Source organism: Xanthomonas protegens, from assembly GCF_038442435.1.
GTDB classification, from domain to species: domain Bacteria; phylum Pseudomonadota; class Gammaproteobacteria; order Xanthomonadales; family Xanthomonadaceae; genus Xanthomonas_A; species Xanthomonas_A sontii.
In genome coordinates this window covers 268,966-283,403 of record NZ_JAQJCQ010000004.1, presented here as the reverse complement: position 1 = coordinate 283,403, position 14,438 = coordinate 268,966, and the positions used below count along the sequence as shown (strand labels likewise).

At 70.0% G+C, this 14,438-nt stretch carries 14 protein-coding genes; 10 read left to right on the top strand and 4 right to left on the bottom strand.

Annotated elements, in window-relative coordinates; translation table 11 throughout:
• Positions 1–267: 267 nt before the first annotated feature.
• Together PIQ37_RS07430 and PIQ37_RS07425 are read right to left on the bottom strand one after the other, a co-directional pair.
• Positions 268–1,149 (bottom strand): endonuclease/exonuclease/phosphatase family protein, encoded by an 882-nt coding sequence (locus tag PIQ37_RS07430; protein ID WP_342072966.1) that lies wholly within the window; start codon positions 1,147–1,149, stop codon positions 268–270.
• Positions 1,150–1,235: 86 nt separating this feature from the next.
• Positions 1,236–2,234, bottom strand: coding sequence for a glycosyl hydrolase 53 family protein (locus tag PIQ37_RS07425; protein ID WP_342072965.1), 999 nt, complete (start codon positions 2,232–2,234; stop codon positions 1,236–1,238).
• 285 nt (positions 2,235–2,519) lie between these two features.
• Between PIQ37_RS07425 and PIQ37_RS07420 the strand changes: the two genes are divergently transcribed.
• From PIQ37_RS07420 to PIQ37_RS07395, 6 genes are all read left to right on the top strand, one after another.
• Positions 2,520–3,575 carry a bifunctional nicotinamide-nucleotide adenylyltransferase/Nudix hydroxylase gene (locus PIQ37_RS07420; RefSeq protein WP_017909091.1) on the top strand — a complete coding sequence of 352 codons (1,056 nt, stop codon included), beginning with the start codon at positions 2,520–2,522 and terminating at the stop codon, positions 3,573–3,575.
• A gap of 60 nt (positions 3,576–3,635) precedes the next feature.
• Positions 3,636–5,060, top strand: a complete 1,425-nt coding sequence (locus PIQ37_RS07415) for a nicotinate phosphoribosyltransferase (protein ID WP_342072964.1) — start codon at positions 3,636–3,638, stop codon at positions 5,058–5,060.
• Between the two features lie 9 nt (positions 5,061–5,069).
• A complete protein-coding gene (locus PIQ37_RS07410; RefSeq protein WP_342072963.1) occupies positions 5,070–6,176 on the top strand; it encodes a hypothetical protein in 1,107 nt (368 codons plus the stop codon).
• Positions 6,169–7,218 (top strand): DNA methyltransferase, encoded by a 1,050-nt coding sequence (locus PIQ37_RS07405; RefSeq protein WP_342072962.1) that lies wholly within the window; start codon positions 6,169–6,171, stop codon positions 7,216–7,218. Before PIQ37_RS07410 ends, PIQ37_RS07405 begins: the two co-directional genes overlap by 8 nt.
• Positions 7,219–7,343: 125 nt before the next feature.
• Complete coding sequence (locus PIQ37_RS07400; RefSeq protein WP_342072961.1) at positions 7,344–8,084, top strand: DUF2242 domain-containing protein; 741 nt, start codon at positions 7,344–7,346, stop codon at positions 8,082–8,084.
• Between the two features lie 131 nt (positions 8,085–8,215).
• Positions 8,216–8,584: a glycine zipper 2TM domain-containing protein gene (locus tag PIQ37_RS07395; RefSeq protein ID WP_026143726.1), complete on the top strand. Its 369-nt coding sequence runs from the start codon at positions 8,216–8,218 to the stop codon at positions 8,582–8,584.
• Positions 8,585–8,721: 137 nt separating this feature from the next.
• On the opposite strand, the gene PIQ37_RS07390 is transcribed toward PIQ37_RS07395, so the two are convergent.
• On the bottom strand, positions 8,722–9,612 hold the full coding sequence (locus PIQ37_RS07390) for a TIGR01777 family oxidoreductase (RefSeq protein WP_342072960.1): 891 nt from the start codon (positions 9,610–9,612) through the stop codon (positions 8,722–8,724).
• Positions 9,613–9,797: 185 nt separating this feature from the next.
• Here PIQ37_RS07390 and PIQ37_RS07385 point away from each other — a divergent pair, with 185 nt between their 5' ends.
• Both PIQ37_RS07385 and gnd read left to right on the top strand, forming a co-directional pair.
• Complete coding sequence (locus PIQ37_RS07385) at positions 9,798–11,108, top strand: hypothetical protein (protein ID WP_342072959.1); 1,311 nt, start codon at positions 9,798–9,800, stop codon at positions 11,106–11,108.
• A 69-nt stretch (positions 11,109–11,177) separates the two neighbouring features.
• Complete coding sequence (gene gnd, locus PIQ37_RS07380) at positions 11,178–12,122, top strand: phosphogluconate dehydrogenase (NAD(+)-dependent, decarboxylating) (RefSeq protein WP_017908376.1); 945 nt, start codon at positions 11,178–11,180, stop codon at positions 12,120–12,122.
• Between the two features lie 10 nt (positions 12,123–12,132).
• Here gnd and PIQ37_RS07375 read toward each other — a convergent pair whose 3' ends face one another.
• The gene (locus tag PIQ37_RS07375) at positions 12,133–13,173 is read right to left on the bottom strand and encodes an oxidoreductase (protein ID WP_342072958.1); all 1,041 of its coding nucleotides are present in this window, start codon (positions 13,171–13,173) and stop codon (positions 12,133–12,135) included.
• Between the two features lie 144 nt (positions 13,174–13,317).
• Here PIQ37_RS07375 and PIQ37_RS07370 point away from each other — a divergent pair, with 144 nt between their 5' ends.
• Together PIQ37_RS07370 and PIQ37_RS07365 are read left to right on the top strand one after the other, a co-directional pair.
• Positions 13,318–13,734, top strand: coding sequence for a BON domain-containing protein (locus tag PIQ37_RS07370; RefSeq protein WP_342072957.1), 417 nt, complete (start codon positions 13,318–13,320; stop codon positions 13,732–13,734).
• Positions 13,735–13,920: 186 nt separating this feature from the next.
• Positions 13,921–14,265, top strand: a complete 345-nt coding sequence (locus tag PIQ37_RS07365) for a hypothetical protein (RefSeq protein WP_342072956.1) — start codon at positions 13,921–13,923, stop codon at positions 14,263–14,265.
• Positions 14,266–14,438: the final 173 nt, after the last annotated feature.

Below are 14,438 nucleotides of genomic sequence, written 5' to 3'. Positions count from 1 at the left end.
CTACGGCGTTCTCAAATCGGGCACTGCGTTCGACCCGAAAAGAGGCCTTGCCTGCTAGGGGGTAAGACGGTATCTACGAGCGGTGTCTCGCTAGCGCGCATGCTCCTGTGGGAAGAAGGTCAACACCTGCAACGGCACGCTTCGCCTGGCATCACGTTGCCTCGTAGGAGCGGCTTCGGCCGCCACGGGCGTTACCGCTAGCGCCTCGTCGCAGCTGAAGCCGCTCCTGCACCTACGCCTGCGGCCGATGCCGCAGGCGTCATCGCGTCACTGCGGCCAGGCGAATGTGGCGATCACCGGGAAATGGTCAGACGGCCAGTGGCCCTGCGGCCGTGCGTCGAGCGTGGCGTAGTGGGTGGCCTTCAACCCGCGCGAGAGGATCCAGTCGATGCGCCGGTCGGGGTGGCCGGTGAAATCGTGGAAGGTCGCTTCCGGGCCCTGCGGTTGCGCCACCTGCGTGCGCGCATCGGCCAGGCTGGCGGTGAGGGTGCGGTAGGTCGGCGAGTCCGGCACCGTGTTGAAGTCGCCGGTCAGCACCACCGGCACGTTCGCCGGCAGCGCCTTCAGCCGCGACACGATCAGCGCCGCGCCCTTGGCGCGCGCCGCTTCGTCCTCGTCGCGATAGGGCAGGTGGGTGTCGAACAGGTAGAAGCGGCGGCCATCGCCGATGCGCTCGAACAGCCCCCAGTTGACCATGCGCGGCAGCGGATGGCCCCAGCTGATGCTGCCCATCACCTCCGGCGTGTCCGACAGCCAAAAGTGTCCCGAGTTCACCAGCTTCAGCGTGTGGCTGTCGTAGAACACGCCCATGCGTTCGCCGTCGTCCTTGCCGTCGCGGCTGCGGCCGAACCAGCGGTACTCCGGCAATTGCGCGGCCAGGTAGTCGGCCTGGCGCTGGACCAGTTCCTGGGTGCCGAACACGTCTGGGTGCTGCGCGCGGATCAGCGCGGCCATCGCGCTGCGGCGCACGTCCCAGCGCTTGTCGCCGTCGGTGTCGACCGGCACGCGGACGTTGAAGCTCATCACCTTGAGCGGGGCCGGTGCGGCGGGCGCCGCCGGCTTGCGCGCCTGCGCCGGCGCGATGCACACGCCCAGTACCAGCAGCAGAGGGAGCGCGAGCTTGCGCGCGGACGACAGCGACAGCGACATGGCAGATCTCGACAGGAGCGGAGCACGCGATGGTGGCACGGCGGTGGTGTCGATGACCACCGCGTGGCGCGCCTGCCGAGCGGCGATCAGTTGAACGCCGACAGCGCCTGGGTCAGCTTCCCGTTGTTGTCGACCGCGCCCATCGTGTAGCCCTGCCAGCCCGGATACGCGTCGGGTTCCCAATAGAACACGCCCAGGCCGCGGCTGCCGAGTGCGCGGGTCTTGGTGAGCAGATCGGCCAACATCGCGCGGGTGGTCGCGGCCTGCTGCCAGTCCATGCCGACCTCGCTGACGATCACGTCCGACCCGTAGCGCGCCACCATGTCCTGCATGTTGCTGGCGATCTGCGTGTTGGCGCTCTGCCAGGCATTGGGGGACGGGTAGTGCGACATGCCGACCACGTCCCACTTGCCGCCGGCCGACTTGAGGCTGTCGAAGAACCAGCGGAAGGTCGCGTTGTCGTGGCCGTTGGCCAGGTGCACGATCACCTTGGCGTTGGGATAGACCGACTTGCTGGCGTTGTAGCCGCTGTTGATCAGTTGCGCGAGGTTGCCGAAGTTGGGCGTCTTGCCGTCCGGCCACAGCATGCCGCTGTTGATCTCGTTGCCCACCTGCACCCAGCTCACGTCGATGCCGTTGGACTTGAGATAGGACAGGATGCCGCTGGTGTGCGCATACACGTCCTTCACCAGGGTGGCGAAGTCGTGGTTGTTCCAGGCCGCCGGCTTGGTCTGCTTGCCGGGATCGGCCCAGCTGTCGCTGTAGTGGAAGTCGATCATGATGCGCATGCCCTGCGCCTTGGCGCGCTTGGCCATGTTCAGCGTGTCGGCGCCGTCGTTCCAGCCACCCTGCGGATTGACCCACACGCGCAGCCGGATCGCGTTGACGCCGGTGCCCTTGAGCAGCGAGAAGAAATCGGTGGTGGCGCCAGAGGCGTTGCGGAACACGCGCCCGCTGCTTTCCTGCTGGTCGATCCAACTGACATCGGCGCCCTTGGCGAAGGTCTGTGCCATGGCCGGCGCACACAGACAGGCGAGCAACAACACCAGCAGCCAGGCGGACACGCGCTTGCTCGATCGGTTCATGCGATTCTCGCGGTGATGGGAGGAGGGAAGGGGGGCGTCGTGCGGCCCCGAGGAGTGGGCGCCGCGACGTGCCGGGCCGTCCCCCGCGGCCGCGGCGCGCACGAGGCTAGCGCGATCGTCACGGCGACGCGCGCTGCACTGCAGCGGTGTTGTCGCGACGTCCGCAAGCGCTGTCTGGATAGCCGATGAATCTGCGCGGTGCGTCACTTGACGCGATGCGGCATCGGCGTAGCATTCCGCTCACGCCAAGGGACAGACCCGCGGCGATCCACCCAACCGTGAGGGATGCTCATGGAGTTCGACTATCTGGTGTTCATCGGGCGCTTCGAGCCCTTCCACAACGGCCACGCCGCCGTTGCCCGCCACGCCCTCGCGCGTGGTCAGAAACTCATCTTCCTGATCGGCTCGGCCGAGACCCCCCGCACCATCCGCAATCCCTGGACCGTTGCCGAGCGCAGCGTGATGATCCAGGCCGCGCTGGAAGGTGCCGGCGAGCGCTTGATCCTGCGGCCGTTGCGCGACCATCTGTACAACGAAAGCCAGTGGATTGCCGCAGTGCAGTCCACGGTGGCCGAAGCGGTGCGCAGCGACGGCGGCAGCGCCGAGGCGCGGATCGGCCTGATCGGCATGGACAAGGACGCCAGCAGCTATTACCTGCGCGAGTTCCCGCAGTGGCCGCTGGTCGATGTGCAGCACACCGAGACGCTGTCGGCGACCGAGCTGCGCCGCTATCTGTTCGAGGCCGGCAGCATCGATTTCCACGGTGCGCTGCTGATGCTGCGCGGCAACGTGCCGACGCCGGTGTTCGACATGCTCGAGGCGTTCCGCAAGAACTCGCCGTCGTATGCCGAACTGCTCGCCGAATACCAGTTCATCGAGCAGTACCGCGCTGCCTGGAAGGAGGCGCCGTATCCGCCGACCTTCGTCACCGCCGACGCGGTGGTGGTGCACTCCGGGCATGTGCTGCTGGTGCGCCGCCGCGCGGCGCCGGGCAAGGGCCTGTGGGCGCTGCCGGGCGGCTTCGTCGGCCAGCACGAGAGCATCCTCGACGCCTGCCTGCGCGAGCTGCGCGAGGAGACCCGGCTGAAGATCCCGGTGCCGGTGCTCAAGGGCTCGCTGAAGAACCGCCACGTGTTCGACCATCCCGAGCGCAGCCTGCGCGGGCGCACCATCACCCACGCCTTCCACTTCGAGTTCGTGTTCGGCGAACTGCCCGAGGTGCGTGGCGGCGACGACGCCGACAAGGCGCGCTGGGTGCCGGTCAGCGAAGTGCTGGGCATGGGCCCGAAACTGTTCGAAGACCATTTGCACCTGCTCGAATTCTTCCTCGGCCGCGGTTGACGCGGCCTCCCGGCCGGCGGACAGACCGCCGGCTTTCCCAGACGCGAAGGAGCTTCCGTCATGCAATGCCTGAACAACCTGCTGCTCAATACCGATAGCTACAAGGCCAGCCACTGGCTGCAGTACCCGCCCGGCACCGACGCCACGTTCTTCTACGTGGAATCGCGCGGCGGCGTCTACGACCGCACCGTGTTCTTCGGTCTGCAGTCGATCCTCAAGGAGGCGCTGGGCCGCCCGGTCACCCATGCCGACATCGACGAAGCGCGCGACCTGTTCGCCGCGCACGGCGAGCCGTTCAACGAGGCCGGCTGGCGCGACATCGTCGACCGCCTCGGCGGCCAGTTGCCGATCCGCATCCGCGCCGTGCCCGAGGGCAGCGTGGTGCCGACCCACAACGCGCTGATGACCATCGAATCCACCGACGCGCAGGCCTACTGGGTGCCGTCGTACCTGGAGACGCTGCTGCTGCGCATCTGGTACCCGGTGACCGTGGCCACGGTGAGCTGGCACGCCAAGCAGACCCTGCGCCAGTTCCTGGAGCGCACCAGCGACGATCCGGACGGGCAGTTGCCGTTCAAGCTGCACGACTTCGGCGCGCGCGGCGTCTCCAGCCTGGAATCGGCGGCGATCGGCGGTGCGTCGCACCTGGTCAACTTCCTCGGCACCGACACCGTGTCCGGGCTGTTGCTGGCGCGCGCGCACTACCACGAGCCGATGGCCGGCTATTCGATCCCCGCCGCCGAGCACAGCACCATCACCAGCTGGGGCCGCGAGCGCGAGGTCGAGGCCTACCGCAACATGCTCAAGCAATTCGGCAAGCCCGGCGGCGTGGTCGCGGTGGTGTCCGACAGCTACGACATCTTCCACGCGATCCGCGAGCACTGGGGCACTACGCTGCGCGAGGAGGTGATCGCCTCCGGCGCCACCGTGGTGATCCGCCCGGACTCCGGCGATCCGGTGGCGGTGGTGCACCAGTGCCTGGAACTGCTCGACGAGGCCTTCGGCCACAGCGTCAACGGCAAGGGCTACAAGGTGCTCAACCACGTGCGGGTGATCCAGGGCGACGGGGTCAACCCGACCAGCATCCGCGCGATCCTGGAGCGCATCACCAGCGCCGGCTACGCCACCGACAACCTGGCCTTCGGCATGGGCGGCGCGCTGCTGCAGCGGCTTGACCGCGATACCCAGAAGTTCGCGCTGAAGTGCTCGGCCGCCCGCGTCGACGGCCGCTGGATCGACGTGTACAAGGATCCGGTCACCGACAAGGGCAAGCTCAGCAAGCGCGGCCGCATGCGCCTGCTGCGGCACCGCGAGTACGGCAGCTACCGCACCGAGCCGGTGGCCGCCGATGCCGTCTCTGCCGAGGCGGTCGCCGGCCCGGCGGGCTACGACGATGCGATGGTCACCGTGTGGGAGAACGGCCGCCTGCTGCACGACTGGACCTTCGCCGAGGTGCGCGAGCGCGCGAACGCCGCGCGCCTGTAGGAGGCACCCATGCATGCGTCCCTGCCGAGTCCGCCGCCATTGAGCGGCGGCTCGCCGCTGTTCGCCGCGCTGCGCGCCAGCACTCCGCATCTGGAATGGCGGGTGCCGGCCGCGGCGGATGCCTCCCGCTGGCGCCAGCAGCACATCGGCGCGCGCGAATACCGCGTCGCGCAGCCGGTGACCTTCACCCCTTACGCATCGGTGCGGCCGTGTTCGGCGCGCTGCCGTTTCTGCTCGGAAACCCTGCGACCGCAGGCCGGCGGCACCGCCGCGGCGAGCCTGCGGCCACCGCCGGATTATTTCGCGCACTTGCGCCAGGCGCTGGTGCAACTGCGCGGGCTGCCGCTGTCGCACTCGCTGTCGGGACTGGAGATGACCGACGACGAAGCCTGGTTCGTGGAACTGCTGCAGACCCTGGGCGCGGCCGAGCGCGAGGGGCTGCTGGTCGAGCAGCGGGTGCTGTACAGCAACGGCGCCGGTTTCGCCCGCAGCCAAGGTGAGGTGTTGCTGCAGGCGTTGCAGCGCTTCGGTCTGTCGTGGATCGAGCTGTCGCGGCACCATCCGCAGCAGGCGCGCAACGACACGATCATGCGTTTCCGCGAAGGCGAAGCGATCGCCGACGCGGGCGTCTTCGTCGCCACCGCGCAACGCATCGCCGAAGCGCTGCCGCTGCGCCTGGTGTGCATCCTGCAGCACGGCGGGATCGCCGATGCCGACGGCGTCGCCGCCTACCTGGACTGGGCGCGTGCCTGCAGGGCACGCACGGTGATCTTCCGCGAGTTCTCCCGGCTCGGCGACGGCTACCGCGACGGCGGCACCGCACGCTATCTGACGCAGGCGCGGGTCGCGGTGGAGCAGGTGCTCGGGGCCTGCATGGCCGCGCCGTGGTGGCGCACGTTGCAGCCGCTGCAGATCACCGAGGGCTACTATTTCTGGAACCTGCGCCTGGCCACCGCCGACGGCATGGAGGTGGTGTTCGAGACCTCCGACTATGGCGCGATGCACGCGCGCCATGACAGCGGCGACATCTACAAGCTGGTGTTCTTCGCCGATGGCCGGCTGTGCGCCGGCTGGCAGCCGGATCGCGATCTGCTGTGGCGGGCGCCGCATGGATAGCCGCAGCTGGTGGACGCCGTTGCCGGATCCGCCCGAGCATCGCCTGCCGGAGGACCTGCGCCAGCGCGATCCGCTGGGCGCGCGCGACTGCGGCTGGGTCGGGCAAATGCGTCCGTTCGTCCGCCACTTCAGCGCGCCGGGCGAGCGCGTGCTGGATCCGTTCTGCGGCTTCGGCAGCACGCTGCTCGCGGCGGAACTGGAAGGGTGCCACGGCATCGGCCTGGAGATCGACGCGGCGCGCGCGGCGCTGGCGCGCGAACGGCTGCAGCGGCTCGGCCTGCACGCCGAGGTGCTGGACGGCGGCTTGCCGCACCGCGCGCCGTCCGCGCCGGTGGACCTGTGCCTGACCAATGTGCCGTACTTCGGCTGCGCTTGGCCGGCCGCGGCAGCGCCCGCCCAGCTCTACGCCAGCGCCGACTACGCTACCTATCTGCACGGCCTGCGCGCGGTGTTCCATGGGGTACGCCGGCACCTGCGCGAAGACGGCTTCTGCATCGCGATGGTGGAGAACGTGCAACTCGGCGCAACCACGGTGCCGCAGGCCTGGGACCTGGCGCGGATCCTCGGCAGCCTGTTCGCGCCCTGTCCCGAGCGCGTGTTGTGCTATCCACGCGAGACCGCGCAGCCGCTGGCGCCCGGCGACACCCGCAGCGACCGCAGCCACGAGTACGCGCTGATCTTCCAGCACCGCCGCCAGCCCATCGACCTGCCGGGTACGGCGCAGTTGCTGGAGGCGCTGCGCGCCGACGGTTTCGTCTTTGCGCTGTACGGCAGCTATCCGCGTTGGCTGGCCGATCCGGCGGCGGCACCGCGCCTGCCCGGCGACGCCGATCTGTTGCTGCCGCGCGATCTGGACGGGCTGCTGCGGCTGCTCGACTGGCTGCGCGCGCGTGGCTTCCTGCTGAGCCTGTGGGGCGAACCGCTGACGGTGCCGCCGACGCTGGAAGTGCTCGACGCCCATCATTACCTGCGTGCCGAACGCCGCGACCGCCACGGCGGCTTGCTGCGCGTGGACCTGGCGCTGGAACCCGCCGTCGCCTGACGCGGTGGCGGCGCAGACCGCCCATCTCGCTAACCGCGGGATGAGCGGCCGCGGTGGCGTCAAGGCCGCGCCGACGCGCTTGCGGCTATCCTTTGCTGCGGTTCCCTCTCTCCGGTCAACGGCCTATGTCCGCTCCCTCCAAGGTTCTCGCCATTCCCGCGCTCGCGCTGATCGCGATCGGCCTGAGCGGCTGTTTCGCCCGCAAGCAGGACGGCCTGGTGAAAGAGACCTTCAATTCCGACAACACCTATTCGCGCAACTACCCGGTGCAGCCGGCGCAGGCCTGCGAATCGGCGCGCCGGGCGCTGCTGAGCCAGGGCTACGTGGTCTCCAAGGCCACCGCCGATGCGGTGGAAGGCACCAAGAACTTCCAGCCCAGCGACGATCTGCACGAGCAACTGGAACTGCGCGTGTCCTGCGTGGCGCACGGGCAGGACGAATCCTGGGTGTTCGTCAGTGCCTTGCAGGACCGCTATGCGTTGAAGAAGAGCCCGACCTCGGCCAGTGTCGGCGTCGGCGTGCTCGGCTCGGTGTCGCTGCCGATCGGCAGCAGCGACGACTCGATGGTGCGGGTGGCCAGCAGCACGGTGCAGGACGGCGACTTCTACAAGCGCTTCTTCCAGCTGATGAGCGAGTACCTGCCCAAGAACAAGCCGGCACCGGAGCCGCCTGCGCATCCACCCGCGGCGGTGACTGCGCCGGCGCCGGCAGCGCCCGCACCTGTCCCTGCAGCGTCGACGGTGCCGACTCCGCCGCCCGCCGCAGTGCCCACGCCGCCGCCGGCACCCGGGGCCGCGGCCGCCACTGCGGCGCAGCCGCCCGTCACGACCGCGCCTCCCAGCGGCGAGCCCGGCGGCGCCGACTGATTCAGGCGTTGCTACACAAGCTGAATGCGGCCGATTTCGCTTCACGAACCATTCGCGAATCCGGTGAGAAGGTGGCGCCCGTCGAGAGCGCGGTGCTTGTGCATCGGCTCCGCCACCCAGGAGCAATCAGCATGAACACTCTCAAGTCCGCCTTGTGTCTTTCCGTCCTCGCCATCGCCACGGCCGCCGCGCCGCTGGCCGAGGCGCAGCGTCACTACGGTCCCGAGGACGCCGGCCGCCGCTTCAGCGACGGCACCCGCGTGCACTGCAAGAAGGTCGCGGTGCGCAAGAACAGCACCGATCCCGACCGCATCGGCGGCACCCTGGCGGGTGCGGCGATCGGCGGCCTGCTCGGCAACCAGATCGGCAAGGGCGATGGCCGCAAGCTGGCCACCGTCGGTGGCGCGGTTGCCGGCGGTGCGACCGGCCGCTACATCCAGGGCCAGCGTCAGCAGGCCAATGGCAACCGCGTGGTCGAGACCGTCTGCAAGCGGTATTGAGTCGCGCGACCGCATCGTGTTGGTCGGCGCCTGACTCCGACCTTGCAACCTGATGCAGCACGCCCCGGCGGAGGCCTCCGCCGGGGCGTTTTTTTGGGTGCTGGTTGCGACGTTGCGCGATTCGGCGCCGCGGCGGCTCAATCGGCGAGCAGATCGCGCAGCGCCGCGTCCAGTTCCGGATAACGGAACACATAACCCTCGCGTTGCGCACGTGCCGGCAGCACGCGCTGGCTGCCCAGCAACAGCTCGGCCATCTCGCCGAAGCCAAGGCGCAGCGCCGCCGCCGGCATCGGCAGCAGCGCCGGACGATGCAGGGTCGCGGCCAGTTGCTGCGCGAACGTCGCATTGGTCGCCGGCGCTGGCGCGGTGGCGTCGTAGGCGCCTTCGCCGCCTTGCTGCAGCAGCCACAGCAGCAGCCCGACCTGATCGTCGCGGTGGATCCAGCTCATCCACTGGCGGCCATCGCCCATGCGTCCGCCCATGCCGAAGCGGAACGGCAGCAGCATCCGCGCCAGCGCGCCGCCGTCGCGGCCCAGTACCACACCGGTCCGGACCAGACTGGTGCGCACGCCCAGTGCCTGCGCGCGCAGCGCTTCCGCCTCCCAGTCGCGGCAGAGCTGGGCGGCAAAGTCGTCGCCCGGCGTGCTGTCTTCGTCCAGCACCTCGTCGCCGCGGTCGCCGTAGTAGCCGATTGCCGAGCCGGAGATCAGGCAGCCCGGGCGCTGCGCGGCGTCGAGTCCGCTCATCCAGTCGATCAGGGCGCGGGTGGTGCCGATGCGCGAGGTGCGGAAGCGGCGCTTGCGGGTGGCGCTCCAGCGGCCCTCGGTCAGCGGTTCGCCGGCGAGATTGATCACCGCATCGGCCGGTGCGGCGCGCTGCAGATCGTCCAGCACCTGCACCGCCGGCAACAGGCGCGCCGCGCGTGCGGGGTCGCGGGTCAGCACGCTGACCCGGTGCCCGGCGTCGAGCAGGGCCGGGCACAGCGCGCGGCCGATGAATCCGGTGCCTCCGGTAACGAGCACGTGCATGCAGGGGATCGCTTGCGCCAAGGGAGCCGCAGTGTAGGTGCGCCGGGCATGGCGGAAGAGTGAACGCCGGGGGCGTCGGTGCCGCGGCGGCGGGCTTCGCGACGCCTGCACGGGGTGCAGGGCAGGCTGCGCAGGCGCCGCCTGCCGCGCGGCCACTGGAAACTGCTGCTCGCGATGTCCGTTCCATGATCCGACCACCCAGGTTTGCTCGCACGCCGCGTCTGCGCCGCGGTGTCGGCCTGTTGCTGGCCGCGCTGCTCGCCAGTGCCGCGGCGACGGCCGCACCGGCGCCGTCCGACCAGGCCAGCGCGGCCTGCCTGGGCGCACTGCTGGAGCGGCTCGGTTGGCGCATCGGCACGACCACCGCGGCGCAGCCGCAGATCGCCGCCGGCGCACCCTGCGAGCGCGGTTCGCTGGCCGAGGCGCAGGCGCACGGCGATCTGCAGGCGGCCTTGCCCGCTGCCTGGAACGACGCGCAACGGCAGCAGGCCTTGCGTGCCTTGCTGGACGCGCCGGCCACGCAGTGCGGCTACTTCCTGCAACTGGGGGCGGCCACCACGCGCGCGGTCGCACGCCTGCAGGACAATCCCGGCTACCGTTTCTCGGCGCTGCAACTGGGCTGGATCGGCTTCGGCCTGCGCGGCGCGCAGGCGCAGGGCTGGGAGCGCTTCCGCAGCTTCGGCCGCGGCTATCGCCCGGCAGGCGGCAATGCGCAGGCGATCGAGGCGTTCTACAGCGGGCACGTGCGTTCGGAATGCGGCGTCGGCCGGCAGATCGCGCAATTGGCGACACAGCGCGAACTGTATGGCGACGCGGCGTTCGATCGTGCGTTCAGCGCCGACGAGTTGTCGATCGGCACCTTCCTCACCCTGCACGACACCGACAGCATCCTGCTCGGCGCCCACGCCGGCGAGTTCTTCGCCGACGGCAAGGCGGCCAAGACCGCGCAGCGCGGCCGCGCCGCCTTCCTCGGTGCGCCCGGCTACATCGTGCACGTGTTCGAGCGCCGCTACCTGGACGACATCAACAACCAGGCCGAGAACTTCGTGGTCGCCGCGGTCAGCGCCGAGGCTGCCGCTGCGCTGCGCGCGCACGGCGGCTTCGCGTACTACGACGCCCAGAACCGGCGCATCTGGGAGCTGGCGCGGGCGCTGCGCGGCCCGGGCCGCGAACGCTTCGAGCGATTGCTGTACGCGCGCGACCCGGCGCTGCGTGCGCGCCTGGATCCGACGCAGCAGGCGGTGCTCGCGCAACTGGACGCCTTGCTCGACGATCCGTTCTACCGTGGCTTCGCGGTCTACGTGCATCCCAAGGGCGTCAAGCCGATCGGCTATCACGTGGTGCGGCTGCTGGATCGCAATCCGCGCACGCCGTTCGCGATCGAGCTGACCCTGCATAACCTGCACACCACGCTGTACCGGCGCTGGCGCGACCTGCAGCTGCGCGACTGTGCGCAAACGCCTCCGCCGGCACCTGCCGCCGCATCGGCGCCTTAGCTGCGCGTCACGTCGGCATCGCCGCTTCGTGAGACCCTAACCCTCCTTTTTTCGAACCGGGAACGACGCATGGAACTGGGACTTGTAGGCTTGGGCCGGATGGGCGCCAACATGGCCGAGCGGCTGGTGCGCGGCGGGCATCGCGTGGTCGGTTTCGACCTGGGCGAGGCCGCGCGCAGCGCGGCGCAGCAGCGCGGGGTCGACGCGGTCGACAGCATGGCCGCGCTGATCGCGGCGCTGCCGGCGCCGCGCGCGGTGTGGCTGATGGTGCCGGCCGGCAAGGTCGTCGACGACACCCTGGCCGCATTGCTGCCGTTGCTCGGCAAGGGCGACGTGGTGATCGACGGCGGCAATTCCTACTACAAGGATTCGATGCGCCGCGCCGGCGAACTCGCTGCGCACGGCATCGCCTATGTCGACTGCGGCACCAGCGGCGGCGTGTGGGGCCTGCGCGAGGGCTACAGCCTGATGATCGGCGGCGACACGGCCGCGGTGCAGCGCCTGCACGACGTGTTCGCGACCCTGGCGCCGGCCGCCGATGCCGGCTGGGGACATGTCGGCCCCAGCGGTGCCGGCCACTTCACCAAGATGGTCCACAACGGCATCGAGTACGGGATGATGCAGGCCTATGCCGAGGGCTTCGCGCTGATGGGGCGCAAGCAGGAATTCGCACTGGATCTGCACCAGGTCGCCGAGGTCTGGCGCCAGGGCAGCGTGGTGCGTTCGTGGCTGCTGGACCTGTGCGCGGATGCATTGGGCGACAACCCGACCCTGGCCGGGATCGCGCCGTTCGTCCAGGACTCCGGCGAGGGCCGCTGGACCGTGGCCGAGGCGATTGACCTGGACGTGCCGGCGCCGGTAATCACCCTCTCGCTGCTGGAACGGCTGCGCTCGCGCGACGACGATTCGTTCGCCGACAAGTTGCTTGCGGCGATGCGCAACCAGTTCGGCGGCCATGCGATCAAGCACGAGGGCGGCGACGCGCCCGCGCCGGGCGGTACGCGCCCGGCCTGAGGCCCGGCGCTCAGTCCAGCGTGACGCTGCATCCGGAGGCGGCGCTGCGCACGCCGGCCTCCAGCAGCCGCATCACCGCCAGCGCCTGCGCCGCATCCACCGGCGCGGGCGCGCGCCCCGCGATCGCCTCGCGAAAGGCTGCATAGCAGTCGCGGTAATCGCCGCGCGGCGCGGGCAGGGTCTGCACGGCGTGCGTGCCGTCGGCGCCGACCAGGCGCAACTGGCCGGGCAGGGGATCCTCGCCCCAGCCGGGCGCGCCCGGCGCGACGCCTGCGCGCAACTGCGCTTCCTGCGTATCCAGCCCGTGCTTGATGTAGCTGCCGCCGCTGCCGTGGACCGCAAAGCGCAGGCCGTTGGCAGCGACCAGCGACCCGGCATGCAGCACTACGCGCAACCGCGGATAGCGCAGCACCGCATGCACGTAATCCACGGCCTGCGCGCCCGGGCGTTGCAGCGCCAGATCGGCCTGCAGCGCCTGCGGCGGCCCGAACAGTTGCAGGGCCTGATCGAGCAGATGCGGCCCCAGATCGAACCACAGCCCCGAGCCGGGGAGTGCGTGCTCGCGCCAGCGGTCGCCGACCTGCGGACGGTGGCGGTCGAAGTGCGAATGGAACTCGGCGATCTCGCCCAGCGTGCCCGCCTCCAGCAAGGCGCGCACGCCCAGGAAATCGCCGTCCCAGCGCCGGTTCTGGAACACGCTGACGATGCGGCCGGCGCGCTGGGCCTGGGCGAGCACCTGCTGCGCTTCGGCCACGTCGAGGGTGAACGGCTTGTCCACCAGCACGTGCTTGCCCTGCGCCAGCGCGGCCAGCGCCAGCGGTGCGTGGGTCTGGTTGGGCGTGGCGATCACCACCGCGTCGATCTGCGGATCGGCGAAGGCCTGTGCCGCATCGGCAACCACATGCGCCTGCGGCCAGGCCGCGTTCACGGCCTCGGCCTGGCGCGAGACCACGGTGTGCAGGTGCAGGCCGGGCGTCTGTGCGATCAGCGGCGCATGGAAGGTGCGGCCGACGTAGCCGAAGCCGAGCAGGGCGAGATTGAAGTCGGACATGGGCGCAGGCAGCAGCGGTGGGACGCCAGTATCGCCTGGGCTGTGTGGGCGGATTGCGCATTCACGCTGCGGCGATTCTTCGGTCACGCCGCCTGTACGACGGCCTGGCGGAGACTGCGCGCACATTCAGCGGAGGAAGACACGATGAAGACGATCAATGCACGCACCCTGCTTGGCGCCACCCTGGTGGCCGGTTTCGCGTTCGGCGCGGGCCAGGCGTTCGCAGCCGGCCAGGCCACCAGCGCCAAGGACCACGGCACCATGGGCCAGCAGGACACGATGCAGCACGACACCACGGCCCATGACGCGAGCCGCCACGACTCCAAGGAGCCGGTCACCGACACCTGGATCACCACCAAGGTGAAGGCCGATCTGCTGGCCACCAAGAACGTGTCGGGCACCGAGATCAAGGTCGACACCGTCAACGGCACGGTCAAGCTGTCCGGCGCGGTCGCGACCAAGGCCGAGAAGGACAAGGCCGTGGCGGTCGCCAAGAAGATCGACGGGGTCAAGAAGGTGGATGCGGCCGACCTGAAGGTCAGCGCCGCCGCCAAGAAGTAAGCATTGCGATCCGCGGCGCGGGTGGGGATGCGACGAGGCGCCCCGCCCGCGACAGCCGGCCTGCGACGCACCCTGCGGGGTGCGTTTTTTTTGGGGGCGACAAATTCGCGACGGCCATCGCATTTCGCGTCGCATTGACACCCGCTCAGACATCATTCCTTCATGTTCGTCAACGGATCACGCGCGATGTTGGAAACCCAACCCCATCCGGCTGCGGGGCACGCGGCCGCGGCTGCCGAAGCGCTGGGCGCCGCGTTGTCTGGCCATGGCGCGCAGCCGTCGCTGCTGCTGCCGGCGGTGCGCCGGCTGGAAGCCCAGTTGAGCATGCTGTTGACCACGTTTCACGACGACACCGGGTTCTGGCCGGCGTTCTCCGCGCTGATGCAGGAACTGGATCAGGGCCTGAGCCAATCCGAGCGCCGGCGCCTGCGCAGCCATGCCGATTTCCTGCTGGTCCGCGCCGGCATGCCGGCCTGGACCCTGATCGGCACCTCCGCCGGTTCCATTCCGCCCCCGGCGCGCCGGCCCTGAGCGCGGCGCACGCGTGGCGCTCCCGCGGGCGTCCGCAGGCCGCCCGTTTCGCCGTGCGCGCGGCCTGGGATAGAGTCCGTGCGGGTGCCGCGATCGGGGTATCGCGCTTCCGCTGAATAATTCATCTGCTGCCGGGGAAGATGGGCGACAATGCGCGCCCGCGATGGCCGCAG